The 16,341-nt window shown below is 71.3% G+C and carries 15 protein-coding genes; 3 read left to right on the plus strand and 12 right to left on the minus strand.

What is annotated here, in order from left to right:
- Position 1: 1 nt before the first annotated feature.
- Positions 2–991 carry a dihydroxyacetone kinase subunit DhaK gene (dhaK, locus tag DLJ53_RS14005; RefSeq protein WP_111346084.1) on the plus strand — a complete coding sequence of 330 codons (990 nt, stop codon included), beginning with the start codon at positions 2–4 and terminating at the stop codon, positions 989–991.
- Between the two features lie 52 nt (positions 992–1,043).
- Here the strand turns inward: dhaK and DLJ53_RS14010 are convergent, their stop codons facing one another.
- From DLJ53_RS14010 to DLJ53_RS14020, 3 genes are all read right to left on the minus strand, one after another.
- Positions 1,044–1,901: an NAD(P)-dependent oxidoreductase gene (locus DLJ53_RS14010; protein ID WP_211100589.1), complete on the minus strand. Its 858-nt coding sequence runs from the start codon at positions 1,899–1,901 to the stop codon at positions 1,044–1,046.
- A gap of 358 nt (positions 1,902–2,259) precedes the next feature.
- Positions 2,260–3,105, minus strand: a complete 846-nt coding sequence (locus DLJ53_RS14015; RefSeq protein ID WP_202913131.1) for a flavin reductase family protein — start codon at positions 3,103–3,105, stop codon at positions 2,260–2,262.
- 8 nt (positions 3,106–3,113) lie between these two features.
- Complete coding sequence (locus DLJ53_RS14020; protein WP_111346087.1) at positions 3,114–4,196, minus strand: LLM class flavin-dependent oxidoreductase; 1,083 nt, start codon at positions 4,194–4,196, stop codon at positions 3,114–3,116.
- Positions 4,197–4,318: 122 nt separating this feature from the next.
- Between DLJ53_RS14020 and DLJ53_RS14025 the strand changes: the two genes are divergently transcribed.
- Positions 4,319–5,236: a LysR family transcriptional regulator gene (locus DLJ53_RS14025; protein ID WP_111346089.1), complete on the plus strand. Its 918-nt coding sequence runs from the start codon at positions 4,319–4,321 to the stop codon at positions 5,234–5,236.
- On the opposite strand, the gene DLJ53_RS14030 is transcribed toward DLJ53_RS14025, so the two are convergent.
- On the minus strand, positions 5,221–6,102 hold the full coding sequence (locus DLJ53_RS14030) for an SMP-30/gluconolactonase/LRE family protein (RefSeq protein ID WP_111346091.1): 882 nt from the start codon (positions 6,100–6,102) through the stop codon (positions 5,221–5,223). The two genes, DLJ53_RS14025 and DLJ53_RS14030, sit on opposite strands and share 16 nt — an antisense overlap.
- Positions 6,103–6,310: 208 nt before the next feature.
- On the opposite strand from DLJ53_RS14030, the gene DLJ53_RS14035 reads away from it, so the two are divergent.
- Complete coding sequence (locus tag DLJ53_RS14035; protein ID WP_162409182.1) at positions 6,311–6,865, plus strand: TetR/AcrR family transcriptional regulator; 555 nt, start codon at positions 6,311–6,313, stop codon at positions 6,863–6,865.
- A 26-nt stretch (positions 6,866–6,891) separates the two neighbouring features.
- On the opposite strand, the gene DLJ53_RS14040 is transcribed toward DLJ53_RS14035, so the two are convergent.
- From DLJ53_RS14040 to DLJ53_RS14075, 8 genes are read right to left on the minus strand one after another with little or no spacing between them, the layout of a single operon-like run.
- Positions 6,892–8,430, minus strand: a complete 1,539-nt coding sequence (locus DLJ53_RS14040; protein WP_244935065.1) for a tripartite tricarboxylate transporter permease — start codon at positions 8,428–8,430, stop codon at positions 6,892–6,894.
- The gene (locus tag DLJ53_RS14045) at positions 8,427–8,954 is read right to left on the minus strand and encodes a tripartite tricarboxylate transporter TctB family protein (protein ID WP_162409183.1); all 528 of its coding nucleotides are present in this window, start codon (positions 8,952–8,954) and stop codon (positions 8,427–8,429) included. The genes DLJ53_RS14040 and DLJ53_RS14045 overlap by 4 nt, the downstream gene beginning before the upstream one ends.
- 55 nt (positions 8,955–9,009) lie before the next feature.
- Positions 9,010–9,777: a carboxymuconolactone decarboxylase family protein gene (locus tag DLJ53_RS14050; protein ID WP_202913132.1), complete on the minus strand. Its 768-nt coding sequence runs from the start codon at positions 9,775–9,777 to the stop codon at positions 9,010–9,012.
- Positions 9,774–11,123: an SDR family oxidoreductase gene (locus tag DLJ53_RS14055; protein WP_111346094.1), complete on the minus strand. Its 1,350-nt coding sequence runs from the start codon at positions 11,121–11,123 to the stop codon at positions 9,774–9,776. The genes DLJ53_RS14050 and DLJ53_RS14055 overlap by 4 nt, the downstream gene beginning before the upstream one ends.
- 20 nt (positions 11,124–11,143) lie before the next feature.
- Positions 11,144–11,902 (minus strand): SDR family NAD(P)-dependent oxidoreductase, encoded by a 759-nt coding sequence (locus DLJ53_RS14060; protein WP_111346096.1) that lies wholly within the window; start codon positions 11,900–11,902, stop codon positions 11,144–11,146.
- Between the two features lie 53 nt (positions 11,903–11,955).
- Positions 11,956–12,993 (minus strand): acyl-CoA dehydrogenase family protein, encoded by a 1,038-nt coding sequence (locus DLJ53_RS14065; protein WP_111346097.1) that lies wholly within the window; start codon positions 12,991–12,993, stop codon positions 11,956–11,958.
- A 4-nt stretch (positions 12,994–12,997) separates the two neighbouring features.
- On the minus strand, positions 12,998–14,203 hold the full coding sequence (locus tag DLJ53_RS14070; protein WP_111346099.1) for an acyl-CoA dehydrogenase family protein: 1,206 nt from the start codon (positions 14,201–14,203) through the stop codon (positions 12,998–13,000).
- The gene (locus DLJ53_RS14075) at positions 14,200–16,341 is read right to left on the minus strand and encodes an acetate--CoA ligase family protein (RefSeq protein WP_244935066.1); all 2,142 of its coding nucleotides are present in this window, start codon (positions 16,339–16,341) and stop codon (positions 14,200–14,202) included. The genes DLJ53_RS14070 and DLJ53_RS14075 overlap by 4 nt, the downstream gene beginning before the upstream one ends.

Raw genomic sequence — 16,341 nt, forward strand, 5'->3', positions numbered from 1 at the left:
CATGAAGAAACTGATCAACAGCCCCGACACGCTGCTGGCCGAAAGCCTCGCCGGGTTCGGCGCGGTGCACGCGGACATCGTCAACGTGAACCTCGACCCGATGTTCGTCACCCGCAAGGACGCGCCGCGCGCCGGCAAGGTCGCGCTGATTTCGGGCGGCGGCACCGGGCACGAGCCGATGCACGCGGGGTTCGTCGGCATGGGGATGCTCGACGCGGCCTGCCCCGGCCAGGTCTTCACCTCGCCGACCCCGGACCAGATGATCGCGGCGATGGAGGCGGTCGATGGAGGCGCCGGCATCCTCCTGATCGTCAAGAACTACGCCGGTGACGTCATGAACTTCGAGATGGCGGCCGAAATGGCGTCCGGGCCGGTCGAGACGGTGCTGACCAATGACGACGAGGCGGTCGAGGAATCGACCCACAGCCAGGGCCGGCGGGGTGTCGCGGCGACGGTGATCGTGGAGAAGATCGTCGGCGCGGCCGCCGAGCGCGGCGGCGACCTCGCGTCGCTGAAGGCACTGGGCGACGCCGTCAACGCGGCGTCCGGCACGATGGGCGTCGCGCTGACGAGCTGCACCGTTCCGGCCGCCGGGCTGCCCACCTTCACGCTCGCAGAGGACGAGATGGAGATGGGCATCGGGATCCATGGCGAGCCCGGCCGGCGCCGCGTCGCGATGATGACGGCGAGCGCCATCGCCGAGGAGATCGTCGGCGCGATCGTCGACGACGTGAAGCTCGCCTCGGGGGAGGAGGTGCTGCTCCTCGTGAACGGCATGGGCGGCACGCCGCTCCTGGAGCTCTACGGCCTGTACGACGCCGCCGCCCGTGTCGCGAAGGGGCACGGCCTGACGATCACGCGCTCGCTGGTCGGCAACTACTGCACCTCGCTGGAGATGGCGGGCGCCTCGATCACGCTGACCCGCCTCGACGCCGAGCGCACGGCGCTGTGGGACGCGCCGGTCCGCACCGCGGCCTTTCACTGGGGCTGAGGCGCCGCCCCGCCCGGAGGCGGTCCCGCCGACCAGCTCGGGCAAACTGCTCCTATGGCCGCTTGCGCATGAGGCCGGAGACGTAGGTCTCCGGCGGCCAGTCCCTGGTCTCGGCGTCGAAGAACGCGGCGAGGCCGTCCTCGATCAGCCGGCTCGGGACGCCGGCGTCCGCGAACATCGCGCGGGCGTAGCGGACGTCCTTGGCGGCGTTCTCAAGGCTGAACTTGAGGCCGTCGTAGTGGCCGGCGACGACCGGGGGCATGATCGCCATGAACGTGCCGGAGCGGCTGCCGCTCGCGGAGATGACCTCCACCATGCGGGTCATGTCGACGCCGACGGAGTCGCACCGGCGCATCGCCTCGACGGTCAGCGCCGCCTGCCCCTGGGTGATGAAGTTGTTGATGAGCTTGGCCGCGTGGCCGGTTCCGGGCGGTCCCATTCGCACGATCGTCTTCGAGGTGAGCTGGAGGAACGGCTCGACGCGGGCGAAGTCCGTCTCCGAGGCGCCGACCATCGAGACGAGCGTGCCCGCCTCCGACTCGGCCGGCCCGCCGGTGACGGGCGCGTCGATGAGGGCGATGCGCGAGTGGGAGAGGTCGACGGCGATCTCGCGGGTGACGGACGGGAGCGAGGTGCTGGTGTCGACGATCATCGCGCCGGGCGTCAGCACGCCGCGGACCCGCTCGACGACATCGCGCACCACGTCGGCGTTCGGCAGGCACAGGAAGAGGACGTCGGCCTGCTCGGCGACGGCCTCGACCGAGGCGAGGACGGTGATGCCCGCGCCGAGAAGCCTGCCCTCGTGCGCCCGGTTGCGGTGCAGCGTGGTGATGACGGGATGCGCGCGGGCGAGGCTCATGGCCATCCCGGTGCCCATCAGCCCAGGGCCCAGAAATCCAATGCGCATCATGTCCATGTCGCCACCCCGTTCCGGCACTTAGCCTTCAGGTTTTCAATCGGCGACGGACCGGTCTTCCTTCGCCGCGACGGCCGAAACCGTCACGACACAGGGAAATGCGCCGAGCGAAACATAGCCCTGAGCGCAGATGCGCCCCCTCCCTCCCCACGGGTCAGGAACGGGAGCTTGCCCCCGGTTGTATTAATACCAACGCGGAGCTAATTGCAAATAACCTAAACTTCACACTTCCGTTTTCGTCCATGCACTCTAGTGCACGTCAGGTATATGACCATTGCGTCATCGAGGGCGTGTCGGGGGTCGCGGGCCCCCTCGTTCCGCCACGAGTGGGGCCGCCGGAGCGGGACGCGCGCTAGGCGCTGCTTGCCACGAGGACGCGGTCCGGCGGGGCCGAGGCGACCAGCGGCAGCAGCCGGCCCTGGAAGTTGACCAGCGGGTGGCCCGGCCGGTCGGTGGTCTCGGTGACCCGGCCGATGAAGATGCCGTGGCTTCCGACCGTGTGGTGGGAGACCAGCGCGCAGGCCATCGTGCAGAGCGCGTCCGCGAGGAGCGGAACGTCCCCGGCGCCGCTGCGCCACCGCGCGTCGTCGAACCGGTCGGCGCCGTGCAGGCCCGAAAGGCCGGCGAAGCGCAGGGCGAGCTCGTCGTCGCAGTCGCGCAGGAGATTCACCGAGAAGACGCCGTTCGCGAGGATCGCGTCATGGCAGCCGGACGCGCTGTTGACGCAGACGAGGAGCGACGGGGGATCGGCCGACACGGACGTGACGGCGGTCGCCGTCAGCCCGAGCCGCGTGCGCCCCGCCCCGGTGGCGACGACGGTGACGCCCCCGGCGAGGTTGCGCATCGCCGACTTGAACGCCCCCGCCTCCACCGGCACGGCGGGCGCCGGCTCTGCGGCGGCTTCGGCGCGCTCCTCGATGTGGGCCCGGACGCTGCCATCGGAATCGACCCAGCCGTGCTTGCGGGCAAAGCCGATCATCGCCGCGAAGCCCGCCTCCCAGTCCGCCTCGCCCGCGTGGGGCGAGAGGCGGCGCAGATCATCCGGGCGGACCCACGCATGCTCGCCCTCGATCCGCGCGACCGGACGTAGGGCCCGCTCGGCCCCGGCGCCCCTTCGGCGCACGCCGACGGAGAAGCGCTTGAAGTCGCGCGGGTCGTCGAGGCGGAGATGGCCGTCGTCGGTGACAATGATCTGCATCGGGCGCCTCAGGCCGTCTGGCGCAGCCGGACCGGCTCGGCGTCGCCGGTGCCGAGGGCGCTGCGGATGGCGGGAATGATGCGGGTCCCCCAGAGCTCGATCTGGCGCAGCATCGTCTTCTGGTCGAAGTCGCCGAGCTGGGTCTGCAGCGCGATCTGCGTCGGCTTCAGGATCTCGATCTCCTCGAGCATCCGGTCGATCACCTGGTTGACGCTGCCCACCGGCAGGTTGGCCCGGATCTCGTCGAGGGACATGTCCTTCTCGCCCGGCACTTCCTTGACCATGTAGCCGTCGTCGGTCTGGGCGCGGCGGTATTTCAGGCTCTCCGACACGCGGCGCTGGAAGCGGGCATTGTCGAGGTAGCTGTCGATCTCGGCCGCGTTGTCGCTGGCGTAGGCGCAGCGCAGGAATCCGAACGGCGTGTCGGCGAGGTCCTTGCCGTGGTCGGCCGCGACCGCCTCCAGCTTGCCCCGAAGCCCCTTCAGCGCCTCCTTGCCGTTGAGCAGCGCGGTGACGAACATGTTGTGCCCGTCACGCACCGCACGGCCGAGCGAGCGGGGGTTGCCGGAGACGATCCAGATCGGCGGCGTCGGCGTCTGCAGGGTGCGCACGCTGATCGACGTCGGCGGGATCTGGATGTGCTTGCCGTCGTAGGAGAAGATGCGCTCGGAGAGGCCGCGCTCGATGATGTCGAGGTACTCGCTGTAGATCTCGCCGGCGTCCTCGAGCCTGACGCCGAAGCGCTCGAACTCGAACTCCTGATAGCCCGAGCCGACACCGAGATCGAGTCGCCCGTTGGACACCGTGTCGGCGAAGCCGATCTCCGCCAGCAGCCGGTTGGGGTGGTAGAGCGGCAGGATGCACACCGCCGTGCCGAGCCGGATCGTCTTCGTCAGGCCGGCGCAGTGGGCGACCATCATCAGCGGCGAGGGCGAGAGGCTGTAGTTGTTGAAATGGTGCTCGGCGTACCAGGCGTTGTTGAATCCGGCCTGCTCCGCCGCGATCGTCTGCTCGACGGAGTTGCGGATGACCTGGTCCGGCGCCTGATGGTAGCCGCGCTGCTGCGCCAGGATGAAGACGCCAAAGTCCATGTGTTCCTCCCATCGAATTATTGGCTTCGAGTTGATCCGAAGCGTAATAACCGCAAGATGGCGAAACAATCCGTTGGCTTGGAAACGGTCTGTTGCGAAATCCGCAATAACGGGAGGCAAAGATGGACCGGCTGAAGGCGATGGCGCTGTTCGTGGACGTGGCCCGGGCGCGCAGCTTCACCGCCGCTGCGCGGGCGAAGAACCTGTCGCCCTCCTCCGTGTCACGCCAGATCACCGAGCTGGAGGCCGGGCTCGGCACGCAGCTCCTCTACCGCAGCACGCGCTTTGTCGACCTCACCGAGGCGGGCGCGCTCTATTTCGCGCGGGTCGCCCAGGTGCTGGAGGACATCGCCGACGCCGACGCTGCGGCGACCGCCCTCCAGGCGGCGCCGACGGGGACGCTGCACGTCCACTCCCGCTACCTCTTCGGTCTCGTGGTGCTGGCGCCGCTGCTGCCGCAGTTCCAGGCGCTCTACCCGGAGATCATGCTGGAGCTCAGCCTGTCGGAACGGTCCTCGCGGCTGCGCGACGACGCGTTCGACGTGGACCTGCGCTTTCGCACGCCGCCCGATCCCGGCCTGGTGCAGGACCTCGTACTCCCGAGCGAGCGCATCCTGGTCGCCTCGCCCGCCTACCTCGAGGCGGGGCCGTCGCCGGTGCGGCCGGCGGACCTGCACGCGCACCGCTGCCTCGGCTACCTGATGGGCCGGGAGCCGATCGTCTGGCGCTTCATGCACGGCGCCGCGTACGAGGAACTGACGATCGACACGGCGCTGAAGGTGGACAGCGGCGAGCTGCTGCGGCGCCTGGTGCTCGGCGGCCACGGCATCGCGCTGCTCGACGACTTCACGGTGCGCCGGGAGATGGACGAGGGGCGTCTCGTGCGGCTGCTGGCGGACCACCGGGTGACCAACACGACCTTCGAGGGCGGGGTCTTCGCCGCCTACCGCGAGACGACCTACACCCCGTTGAAGATCAAGGTCTTCGTGGACTTCCTGAAGGAACGGCTCGCCCCGTCCGCCGCTCAGGCGCCGGCGTAGCGGTCAGCCGGCAGCCCGCGCACGCCGAGGCCCGTGACGGCGAGCAGCGCCCCCGCCCACGGCTCCGACGCGCTGAGGCCGGTGCTTCTGGAAATCGAGGTCACGTAGAGGACGTCGAGGTCCGCGCCGCCGAAGGTGAGGCTCGTCGGGTGGGTGACGGGGAGGTCGATGAGACGGTCCAGCCGCCCGTCCGGCGCGAACCGGGCGATCTTGCCGACGCGCACCAGCGCGGTCCAGAGGAAGCCCGCCGCGTCGATGGTGGCGCCGTCGCCGCCTGAGGAGAGTGGCGACAGGTCGGCGAAGACCTGCCGGTTGGTGAGCGGCCCCTCCCCGGCGTAGTCGAACTGCCAGATCACGCGGCGGGGGCTGTCGGCGATGTAGAGGGTGCGTCCGTCGAGCGCGAAGGCCGGCCCGTTGGCGACGCCGAGGGGGTCGCCGATCCGTTCCACCGTGCCGTCGACGGCGAGGCGGTAGAGCCCGCCTTCGGGCGCCTCGCCGTCCGCGCGGTGGCTGTGCATGCTGCCGAAGACGAACGCGCCGGTGCGGTCCACCTTGCCGTCGTTGAGCCGCACGTCGGGGTGGCCGATGCCGATGTCGGCCACATGGCGCACCTCGCCGGTCACGGGGTCGAGGCGCGCGAGGCTGTCCTTCAGCGCGGCGACGAGCGTGCCGTCGCGCGCCAGCACCACGGAGCCGATCGGCGCCGGCAGCGCGAACGCCTCCAGTGCGCCCGACCGCGGGTCGAGCCGACGGACGGTTCCGGCGAGGGCGTCGACCCAGACGAGGGCCTGCGCCGCGTCGTCCCAGACCGGACTTTCACCGAGTCCGTCAACGGTGGTGCCAATGCGGTGGATTTCGCCGTTCATTCTGCTAGCCTCAGTTGAATGGATGTCCGCGCGGCCCACAATCGAATGTGGACCGAACGTGACTCGCAGCAGCGTCTCGGACCCTTTCGATCACCGGACGTCACCGTTCCAGCGCCGGCGTATGCGGCTCTTCACCCACTTGGATATGACAAAAGACGTGCTTGAAGATTCCGACACGCCCGAAACCTCGGCGCGCGTCAAACAGATCATGGCAACGGCCGTAGAGATCTTCGCCCAGAAAGGCTACAAGGGCACGTCGATGCGCGAGATCGCCGACGCGTGCCAGATCTCGAAGGCCCTGCTCTACCATCATTTCGAGAGCAAGGAGACGATGTACGAGCGGGTGACGAACGAGTTCGGCGCCCGTCTGCATGCATTCGTCGACGCCGAGGTGTCGTCGGTCACCGAACCTGTGGAGAAGCTGCGCGCCTTCATGATGGCGTCGGCGGAGTTCTTCGACCGCAACCGCGCGGGCTGGGTCGCCTCCGCCAGCACGTTCTGGAACGACCCCGACCGGCAGGCGCAGACCTCGCGGATCCTGCGGCGCGACACATTCGAACGAAAGCTGCGCGCGATCATCCAGGACGCCGTCGACGCCGGCCAGATCCGCGCCGACGTGGACGTCGCGACGGCCGGGCGTCTCGTCCTGTCGACGATCAACTGGCTGCACCGCTGGTACGACCCCCACAAGGGGCCGCCGGCCCGCGACATCGTCGCGAGCTACTTCGACATGATCTTCGAGGGGCTCAAGCAGCGGGACTGAGCGCCGGGGAACCCGGGCGCCCACCCTCAGGCGCTCGGGTCGCTCACCGCCTCGTAGGGCTCGGACCGCCGCCCGCGCAGGACGCGCTTGGCGATGGTCCACAGCACCAGGAGAAGGCAGGCCCCCAGCAGCGTCGCGCTGATCGGCCGCTCGACGAAGTGGCTGAAGTCGCCGCCGGAGAGGACCAGCGAGCGGCGGAAGTTCTCCTCCATCAACGGCCCCAAAACGCAGCCGAGGATCACCGGCGCCGGCTCGAAGCCCAGCCGCCGCATGCCGAAGCCGACGATCCCGAAGGCCATCACCGTGAAGATGTCCGTCGTCGAATAGTTGACGGTGTAGACACCGATGCAGATCAGCACGACGATCGTCGGGAAGAGGATGTTGAACGGGATCGTCAGCACCCGTACCCACAGCCCGATCAGCGGGATGTTGAGGACGAGAAGCAGGATGTTGCCGACGCCGAAGCTGACGATCAGCCCCCAGAAGAGGTTCGGCTGATCGACCATCAGCATCGGCCCGGGCGCGATGCCGTGGATCATCAGGACGCCGAGGATGAGCGCCATCACCGCGTCGCCCGGCACGCCGAGCGTGAGCGTCGGGATGAAGCCCGTCTGCACGCCGGCGTTGTTGGCCGACTCCGGACCGCAGACGCCCTCGATCGCCCCCTTGCCGAACTCCTCCGGGTCGCGCGCGACCCGCTTTTCCAGCGTGTAGGACATGAACGAGGCGATGAGGCCGCCGGTCCCAGGCAGCGTGCCGAACACCGAGCCGACACCCGCCCCGCGGGCCATCGGCATCCACGAGCGGCGCCATTCCTCGCGCGTCGGCAGCATCGAGCGGAAGGTGATCGAGCTGCGGTCGACCTGACGCAGAGGCCCCCGCCCGGCATTGGCGATCAGCTCTGGCAGTCCGAAGAGGCCCATCGCCAGCGCCACCAGCGACAGCCCCTCGAAGAGCTGCGGCAGGCCGAAGGTGTAGCGCGAGGTGCCGCTGTTGAGGTCGATGCCGACGAGACCCAGCAGGAGTCCGAAGACGATCATCGCCAGCGCCTTGAAGGGCCGCCGGCTCGCCAGCAGCGAGGCCGCAAGCAGCCCCAGCAGCATCAGCGAGAAGTACTCCGGCGCGCTGAACTCGATGGCGAGGCGCGACAGCGGCTGCGACAGCGCGATGAGGATGACGAGCCCGGTCATGCTGCCGACGAAGGAGGCGATGGCGGTGATGAAGAGCGCGACGCCGGCCCGCCCCTTCTGCGCCATGGGATAGCCGTCGATCGCCGTCACCGCACTCGAGGCGGTGCCCGGCAGATTGAGGAGGATCGACGCGGTGGAGCCGCCGTAGGCCGCCCCGTAGTAGATCCCCGCCAGCATGATGACGCCATAGGTCGGGTCGAGGTGGAACGTCACCGGCATCAGGACCGCGATCGTCGCCATCGGCCCGATGCCGGGCAGGACGCCGATGAAGGTGCCGAGGAACACGCCGAAGAAGCAGTACAGAAGTCCCATCGGCGTCAGGACGACGCTGAAGCCGATGGCCAGCCCGCTCGCAATGCCTGACAGGTCGATCACGGCAGGAGTCTCATCTGCAGGTGCAGCCCGTAGACGAAGACGAGGCCGCACATCCCCGCCACGGCCACCGAGAGGACGAGCGAACGCAGCAGCGACGTCGCCGGGCTTGCCCGGCTGGCGAGGAAGACCGCGACGGCCGCGGCGACGAGAAGGCCCGCCCGCTCGATCAGCAGCGCGAATGCGGTGAAGCCGGCCATGTTGGTGATCAGCGAGCGGAGCGTGGTGAGGTCGAACCCGCCGGCGCTCTCCTCGCCCTCGGACGGCGCGCGCGCCTCGACGAGGATGATGCCGATGCCGATCGCGATCATGGCGACGCTGAGCACGGTCGGGAAGTAGCCCGGCCCCATGTTGCGGGTCGAGCCGAACGGGTAGTTCAGCGCTTCCACCAGCGCGAACACGCCGATCGCGATGACGCAGAGGCCGGCGACGATGTCGACCTTCGACATCTGCGCGAAGTCGAAGTCGCGCAGGATCGATCCGCTGTCTCCGGCCCGCCGACCGTCGATGTCGTGGTGTGATGTCACGGGCGCCTCCTCCTGGTTTTGTTGTGTTGAGCGCGGCATGGGTGGACTGGGTTCCTCAGGGGCTGGCGCGGGCGTTCGCCTCCGCGGCGAGCGCGGGCAGGCCGACCGAGCAGGCGTGCACCCCGAGGTGGGCGGTCATCTTCAGCACCTGCAGAATGGCCGGAACCTCCACGCCGTGGGCGAGCGCCCGGCGAATGGCGGCCCGTCCGGCCGCCTCGTCGTAGCCGGTGAAGCAGCATGCGAGGGCAATGTCGATAAGGTCCCGCGTCGTCTCGTCCAGCCCCTCGCCGGGCGCCGGACAGTCGAGAAGGTCCAGCAGCCGCTCGACGTAGACGGGATCGTCGCGCAGGAGCAGGTCCAGCGCGTCGGGGCACTCGCCGAGAAGCTCGCCGCAGCGCGTTTTGAGGGCGGCCTGCTCCGGGGTCAGCGCCGTCTCGCGGCTCGCCCCGGTGGCGGCGAGCTCGTCCATGAGGAGGCGCACCCCGCCGAACGTGCCGTGGAGCCCCTGAGCGGTCGCGAGGCGGAGGACGTCCGCGATCTCGGCGACCCGCGCCCCCTTGTCGAGCGCGAGGCCGATGTGGAGGGCGAGGCCGCTGGCGAAGAGGTGCGTCGCCGACGCGTCGAGGGCGACGTAGACGAGCTCCACCGTCCGGGCCGGGAGGGGTCCCGCCTCGGCGGGCCGCGCCGCGTAGCGGGCGTAACGCTCGAGGAACTCCGGGTGGGTGCGCAGGAGCACGTCCGTCCAGGGCCGCCAGTAGCCGCGGGCGGCGATGAAGGCGTCCTTGCGCCGGCGCTGGTCCGGGGTGAGGTCGGCGTCCATCATCGCGCGTCTCCCGTGACCATGCCGGTCTCCGCCGCGACGGGCAACTGCGCGCCGGTGACGAAGGCGGCGTCGCGCGACAGCAGGAAGGCGGCGACGTCCGCGACCTCGTCGGCCGCCGGGTCCGCCCGGGCGGGCAGCGTGATGGTATTGGCGCGCACGCCGCGGCCGCCCCACTCGCATGCAAGGGTGCGGGCCAGCATGGCGACCCCGGCCTCGCGGCTGGCGGCGTCGGTGGCGTCGTCGTCGTCCGGCCAGTCGTAGACCAGGGTGACGAAGGCGCCGCCGCCGTGCCGAAGCAGCGGGCCGGACGCCTGCGCCGCCGCCAGCACCGCTGACGGCCCGTCATCGTGCGCGTCGCGCAGGTGGAGGACGCCGGACAGGCGGGTGCCGGCCGGGATCGAGCCGCCCAGACGGTCTGCCAGTGTCGCCGCACCGGCCGCGCCGGTGTCGAGGCGGACGACGGTCGCGCCGCCGCGCTCCAGCGCCGCGGCCGATGCGTCGCCGAGCGCGCCGGGCCGGGCGAGGACCGCGACGGTGCCCGGCCCGTCGTCTCGGTCGTGGGCGGGCGGTGTGACGCGGCAGGCGGGTCCGCTGCCGCCGTAGGCCTGTGAGCCGCCGTCGGCGACGAGCGTCGTTCCGAGCAGCCCCCGGGCGCGCGGCGACGACAGGAAGTCGATCACCGCGGCGATCTCCCCGGTCTCGCCCATGCGGCCGAGCGGCACCTTGGCGATGGCCGCCGCCGGGTCGAGCCGCCCTTCCGCGATCAGCGCGGCGATCAGCTCCGTACGGATGAAGCCCGGCGCGACGGCGTTGACGCGCACGCCGGAGCCGGACGCGACGGATGCGAGGCGCCGGGTCATCTCCAGCACCCCCGCCTTCGACGCGCTGTAGGCGCTGCGATAGGGGATCGCCCGGAAGGCCGCGCCCGAGGCGACGTTGACGATCGCCCCGCCGCCTGTGGCGCCCATCCGCACGAGCGCCTCGCGGCTCGCGGCGAGCGCGGCCTCGAGGTTGATCGCCATCAGCCGGGCGAACGCCGCCGGGGACTGCTCCTCCAGGGTGCGCCCGCTGCTGTCGGTGACGCCGGCGTTGTTGACGAGGACGTCGATGCGCCCGAAAGCCTCGACGCAGGCACCGACCATCGACCGCGCGGCGGCGGTGTCGGCGAGGTCGACGGCGAATGCACTGTGCCCGGGCCCGAGTTCGGCGGCGCGCGCCTCGACGCGGGCGCCGTCGATATCGGCCAGCATGACGCGCGCGCCGGAGGCGGCGAGGCGGCGGGCCGTCGCCCAGCCGATTCCGCTCGCCGCTCCCGTCACGAGCACACCCTGCCCCGCGCGCGTCATCGTCACGCCCTCCCGCCGGCCTAGAGGTTCGTCCGCGTGATGCCGCCGTCGACGTAGAGCACCTCGGCGGTGATGAAGCGCGCGTAGTCGGAGGACAGCATCACGATGGCGTCGGCGATGTCGTCGACGGTGCCGAGGCGGCCGAGGGGCGTCGATGCGATGCGCCTGGCGTCGCGCTCCTCGTTGCGGTTGCGCTGGGTGCCCTCGGTCGGGACGGCGGACGGCGCGACCGCGTTGACGCGGATGCCGCGGGGTCCGAGCTCCGCGGCGGCGGCGCGGGTGATGCCCATCACGCCCGCCTTGATGCCGCTGTAGACGATGCTGCGCGGGGCCGAGCGGAAGCCGGCGGTCGACGCGACGTTGACGATGGCGCCACCGCGCGCCTCCTCCATCACGCTCGCCGCGGCCTGGATGCCCCAGACGACGGCCTTGAAGCCGATGTCGAGCATCCGGTCCATGGTCTCCGGCGCGATGTCCGGCACCGCCTGGTAGCGCACCCAGGCGGCGTTGTTGACGAGGACGTCGAGCGGACCGGCGGTCTCGGCGAAGCCGGCGATCGCCTCGTGGACACCTTCGCGCGTCGCCATGTTCTTCACCACCGGGACGGCGCGGCCACCCGCGCGCAGGATCTCCTCGACGGTCGCGGCGACGAACTCCTCCTTCAGGTCGTTGACGGCGACGGTCGCCCCGGCGGCGGCGAGCTTGCGCGCCGTCGCGCGACCGATGCCGTTGCCGGCACCCGTCACGAAGGCGTTCTTCCCGTCCAGTTTCAGCGACATGGCGTATCCTCACGTCGGCTCGCCTTCGCGCGGGCAAGCCTCATTCTTGCGTTCTAGAGCGCCGCCGGAGCGGCTGCCGAGGCCGCGGCCCGCGCGGCGATGAAGTCCGTCCCGAGCGCCAGCAGCGCGGCGTCGACGTTCCCCTGCGCCTGAAGGTCCCGGACCCAGCGCAGGTAGCGGTGGAGCGGCACCTCCCAGGTAAAGCCCATGCCGCCATGGAGCTGGATGGCCTTCTCGACGGTCTCGACGGCGCCACGCAGCGCCTCGACCTCGGCGGCACGCGCTTCGGTCGGGTCGGCGGCGTCGCGCGCGGCGGCCATCCGCAGGAGCGCCCGCGCGCCCTCGATGTTCATGAGCTGCCGGGCCAGGGCGTGGCGGAGCGACTGGTTGGCGGCGAGGGTCTTGCCGAACTGCTTGCGCGTCGTCGTGTGCTCCACGGTCATCGCCATCGCGGCGTCCGCGCAGCCGATGGCGATGGCCGCCCGCCCGATCGAGGCGTCGAGGGCGAGGCGTGTCATCGCCTCGGCCGGAACGATTCGCCCGGCGGGGACGTCCGCGCCGTCGCACGTGACGATGCAGGCCCGCCGGTCGACGTCGAGCGACGGGTGCTCCTCCACCGTGACGCCGGCCTGACCGGTTCGCAGGAGAACACCGGCCCCGTCCTCGGTCGCGGCGAGGACGACACCGCAGCGGGTCGCCGCGATCGCCCCGCCGACGCATCCGTCGACGCGGAACGCGCCGCCCGGCCGGAGCGAAAGAGCGCCGTCCCAGGCGACGGTGGCGACGGTGCCGCCCGTCACCACGTCCGCCGCCAGCGCCGCGTCGACGCTCTCGAGGGCACGGGCCACAAGCAGCGCCTCGAGGAGCGGAACCTCGAGCCGGCGGGCGCCGGCGGTCGTCAGGACCGGCACCGCGTAGCGCATCGGCAGGCCGAGCCCGCCGACCGCCTCGCCGGCGAGGATGCCCGTCATGCCGGCCTCGCCCAGTGCGGCGGCGGCCTCGCCGAGGTCGCGCCCGGCGCACGCGTCCATCACGGCGGCGGCGCTGTCGGCGAAATCGTCGGGGGTGAGGGTCTCGGTGTCGAAGCTCATGCGGTCAGCCTTTCGGAAGCCGCAGGACCCGGTCGGCGATGATGCCGAGCTGAATCTCCGTGGTTCCAGCGTAGATCGTCTCGGCGCGGGCCTGCAGATAGATGCTGCGGAAGCGCTCGAGGGCGGCGCGGACGGCAACGCCGTGCGGCAGGACCGCCCTCGAGAGGAGCGCGATGGCGTCGGCGGCGAAGCGCTGGTGGGCCTCGCTCCAGTGCAGCTTGGAGAGGCTGCCGCGCGCGCCGACGGTCTCGCCTTCGGTGATCGCCGACACAGCACCCTCGACATGCGCCTTCAGCACCTCGATCGCGACCCGGGTGGTCCCGATCTGCCGGGCGACTGCGCCGTCGGCGAGCGCTGCGCGGAGGCCCGGATCCGTCATCGCCGCGTCGACGAGGTGGGTCAGCTCGTTCTCGAAGCGCCAGGCGCGGTGCATGCGGTTGGTGGCGCGCTCGATGGCGAGGACGCGCAGCGCCGCGCTCCAGCCCTCGTCCGGAGCGCCGAGCGCCTCGTCCTCGGTCAGCTCGACGTTGTCGAAGAAGACCTCGCAGAAGTTGTCCTTGCCGTCCATCGAGCGGATGGTGCGCACCTCGATCCCCGCCCGGTCCAGCGGCACGGCGAAGAGGCATAGGCCCCGGTGCCGGTCCTCGGGGACGCCGGTGCGGGCGAGGAGGAGGCAGCGCTGCGAGCGGGCCGCGCCGCTCGTCCAGATCTTCTGGCCGTCGACACGCCAGCCGTTGCCCTCGCGCCAGGCGCGGGTGCGCAGGCCGGCGAGGTCGGAGCCGGCGCCCGGCTCGGAGAAGCCCTGGCACCAGACCTCGCGCATTTCGAGGATCGCCGGGAGGAGCGCGGCCTTCTGCTCCGGCGTGCCGATTCCCAGCACGATCGGGCCGACCAGCTCCTTGCCGATGGAGTTGACGCTCTCGGGCATCGGCGTGCGGCCGATCTCCTGGCTGACGATGAGGTGCTCGCGCAGCGTCCGGCCGCGTCCGCCGAACTGCGTCGGCCAGGTGACGCCGGTGAGGCCGGCCTCGTACATCGCCGCCTCGAACGCCTTCGATTCCTCCAGCGTCGGCGCGCGGTCGGACAGGCGGTCGACGCGGAAGTGCGCGGGCAGGTTCTCGTCGAGCCAGCGCCGGACGTAGGAGCGGAGCTTGTCGCCTGAGAGTTCCGAGGTCGGCACCCCGACGGCCGCTGTGGGATGGACGGTCATGCTGCAATCTCTGACTTGAGGCGCGCCGACGGGACGATCAGCGCGTCGAGCGCGACCGCGCCCTCCCCGGCCGGCAGAACGAGGAGCGGGTTCACGTCGATCTCGGCGACGGTGTCGGCGTGGCGGACGGCGAACCGGGAGATGGCGGCGACGGCGGCCGCCGCGGCAGCGACGTCGGCCTTCGGTCGGCCGCGCGCGCCGTCGAGCAGCGGGAAGGCCTTGAGCGCGCGCAGCATGCTCTCCGCCTCGCCGTCGCCGACCGGCGCGACCTGCACCGCCACGTCCTCCGCGATCTCCGCGAAGATGCCGCCGAGACCGACGAGCACGACGGGGCCGAAGATCGGATCGGTCTTGGTGCCGACGATCAGCTCGACGCCCCGTGGCGCCATCTGCGCGACGAGGACGCCGTCGAGGCGAGCCGACGGGGCGGCCGCGCGCACGCGCTCCATCATCATGTCGTACGCCGCGGCGAGCCCGGACGGGTCTTCGATGCCGACGGCGACGCCGCCGACCTCGCTCTTGTGGCCGATGTCGGGCGAGAGGATCTTGAGGACGACCGGGAAGCCGATCTCCTCGGCGGCGGCGAGGGCGGCCGCGCGGCTGCGCGCCACACGCTCGGCCAGCACGCCGATCCCGGCCTCCGCCAGTGCCTGCTTGGACGCGTTCTCGTTGGCGAAGGCACTCGGCGGGAGCGGTCTCGCCGCCTTTTCCACCTGCGGCACCGGGCAACCGGGCGCGGGACGGCCCATGCGGGCGAGCCCGGCGACCGTGCGGCACATGGCGTCGATCCCCTCGATCGTGACGTAGCCGAGCGCGTTGAGCTTGCGCAGCGTCTCGGGCGGGCCACCGCAGCACAGGACGAGCAGCTTGTCCGGCCAGCGGCGGCGGATCTCGGTCAGCGCCTCGATATAGATCGCGCTGAGGCGCTCGAGGTGGAAGCCGGCCGAACTGAAGAGGATGGTCGTCTCGCAGCCGCCGTCTTCGAGCACCGCGGAGAGCATCTCGACCAGGAGCTCGGGGCGGCTCGACACCTGGGCGGTGGTGTCGACCGGGTTGAGGGGCGAGGCGAACGGCACCGCCGTCAGGATCCGCGCCTGCGTCGCCTCCGACAGGCGGGGGATCGCGAGGCCGGCAGCGGTCGCGGCGTCCGCGAGCATGACGCCGAAGCCGCCGGACGCGGCGAGGATCGCCACCCGGTTGCCGCGCGGCAGGCGGTCCGGCCCGACGATGGCGGCGGCCTGTGCGAGGTCGACCAGCGCCTCCATGCTGTGCACCCGGATCGCGCCGGCGCGGCGCAGCACGGCGTCGAACACCGCGTCGGAGCCGGCAAGCGCGCCGGTGTGGGAGGCCGCCGCCATGACGCCGGTCTCGGACGTGCCGATCTTGAGGACGACGAGCGGCTTGCCCGCGTCCCGCGCGAGGTCCATTGCGGCGATCAGCTTGCCGGCGTCACGGCAGGTCTCGAGGCAGCACAGGATCACCCGCGTCGCCGGATCGGCGGCCATCCAGGCGATGCCGTCGGCGACGTCGAGGTCGCACTCGTTGCCGGTGGCGAGGAAGGTGCTGATGCCGACGCCGGCGTCGCTCAGCCGGCGCATCGTGTAGCTGCCGAGATTGCCGCTCTGGGAGACGATGCCGATGGCGCCGGGCTCCGGCATCGCGGTCTCGATGTTGACCGAGAACGTCGCCGTCACGCCGGTCGCGACGGAGACCGCGCCGAGGCAGTTCGGGCCGAGGATGCGCATCCCGCTGTCGCGGGCGATGGCGGTCAGCTCGGCCTGAGCGGCGGCGCCGCTCTCGCCGGCGTCGACGAACCCCGCCGTGAGGATCACCGCCGCACCGACACCGCGCGCCGCGCAGTCGCGCACCGCCGCGACGACGCCGCCGGTCGGGACGGCGACGACGGCAAGGTCCGGCACCTCCGGCAGCGCGTCGACCGAGGCGTAGGCGGTGAGGCCCTGGACGGTCTCGGCCGAGCGGTTCACCGGGAAGACCCGGCCCGCGTAGCCGTACTTCAGCAGGAACTGGACGGGCCGTCCGCCGATCTTGGTGGCGTCCTGCGAGGCGCCGATGACGGCGATCGAGCGCGGCCGGAATACGGCGTCGAGCCCCTGCCCCAGTGGCAGCGCGGCAGCCAC

The organism is Acuticoccus sediminis (assembly GCF_003258595.1).
Taxonomy (GTDB): Bacteria; Pseudomonadota; Alphaproteobacteria; order Rhizobiales; family Amorphaceae; genus Acuticoccus; species Acuticoccus sediminis.

Coding starts and splice junctions, on each gene's coding strand:
- dhaK (WP_111346084.1), top strand. CDS start 2: ATGAAGAAACTGATCAACAGCCCCGACACGCTGCTGGCCGAAAGCCTC.
- DLJ53_RS14010 (WP_211100589.1), bottom strand. CDS start 1,901: ATGATGCGCATTGGATTTCTGGGCCCTGGGCTGATGGGCACCGGGATG.
- DLJ53_RS14015 (WP_202913131.1), bottom strand. CDS start 3,105: ATGCAGATCATTGTCACCGACGACGGCCATCTCCGCCTCGACGACCCG.
- DLJ53_RS14020 (WP_111346087.1), bottom strand. CDS start 4,196: ATGGACTTTGGCGTCTTCATCCTGGCGCAGCAGCGCGGCTACCATCAG.
- DLJ53_RS14025 (WP_111346089.1), top strand. CDS start 4,319: ATGGACCGGCTGAAGGCGATGGCGCTGTTCGTGGACGTGGCCCGGGCG.
- DLJ53_RS14030 (WP_111346091.1), bottom strand. CDS start 6,102: ATGAACGGCGAAATCCACCGCATTGGCACCACCGTTGACGGACTCGGT.
- DLJ53_RS14035 (WP_162409182.1), top strand. CDS start 6,311: ATGGCAACGGCCGTAGAGATCTTCGCCCAGAAAGGCTACAAGGGCACG.
- DLJ53_RS14050 (WP_202913132.1), bottom strand. CDS start 9,777: ATGATGGACGCCGACCTCACCCCGGACCAGCGCCGGCGCAAGGACGCC.
- DLJ53_RS14055 (WP_111346094.1), bottom strand. CDS start 11,123: ATGACGCGCGCGGGGCAGGGTGTGCTCGTGACGGGAGCGGCGAGCGGA.
- DLJ53_RS14060 (WP_111346096.1), bottom strand. CDS start 11,902: ATGTCGCTGAAACTGGACGGGAAGAACGCCTTCGTGACGGGTGCCGGC.
- DLJ53_RS14065 (WP_111346097.1), bottom strand. CDS start 12,993: ATGAGCTTCGACACCGAGACCCTCACCCCCGACGATTTCGCCGACAGC.
- DLJ53_RS14070 (WP_111346099.1), bottom strand. CDS start 14,203: ATGACCGTCCATCCCACAGCGGCCGTCGGGGTGCCGACCTCGGAACTC.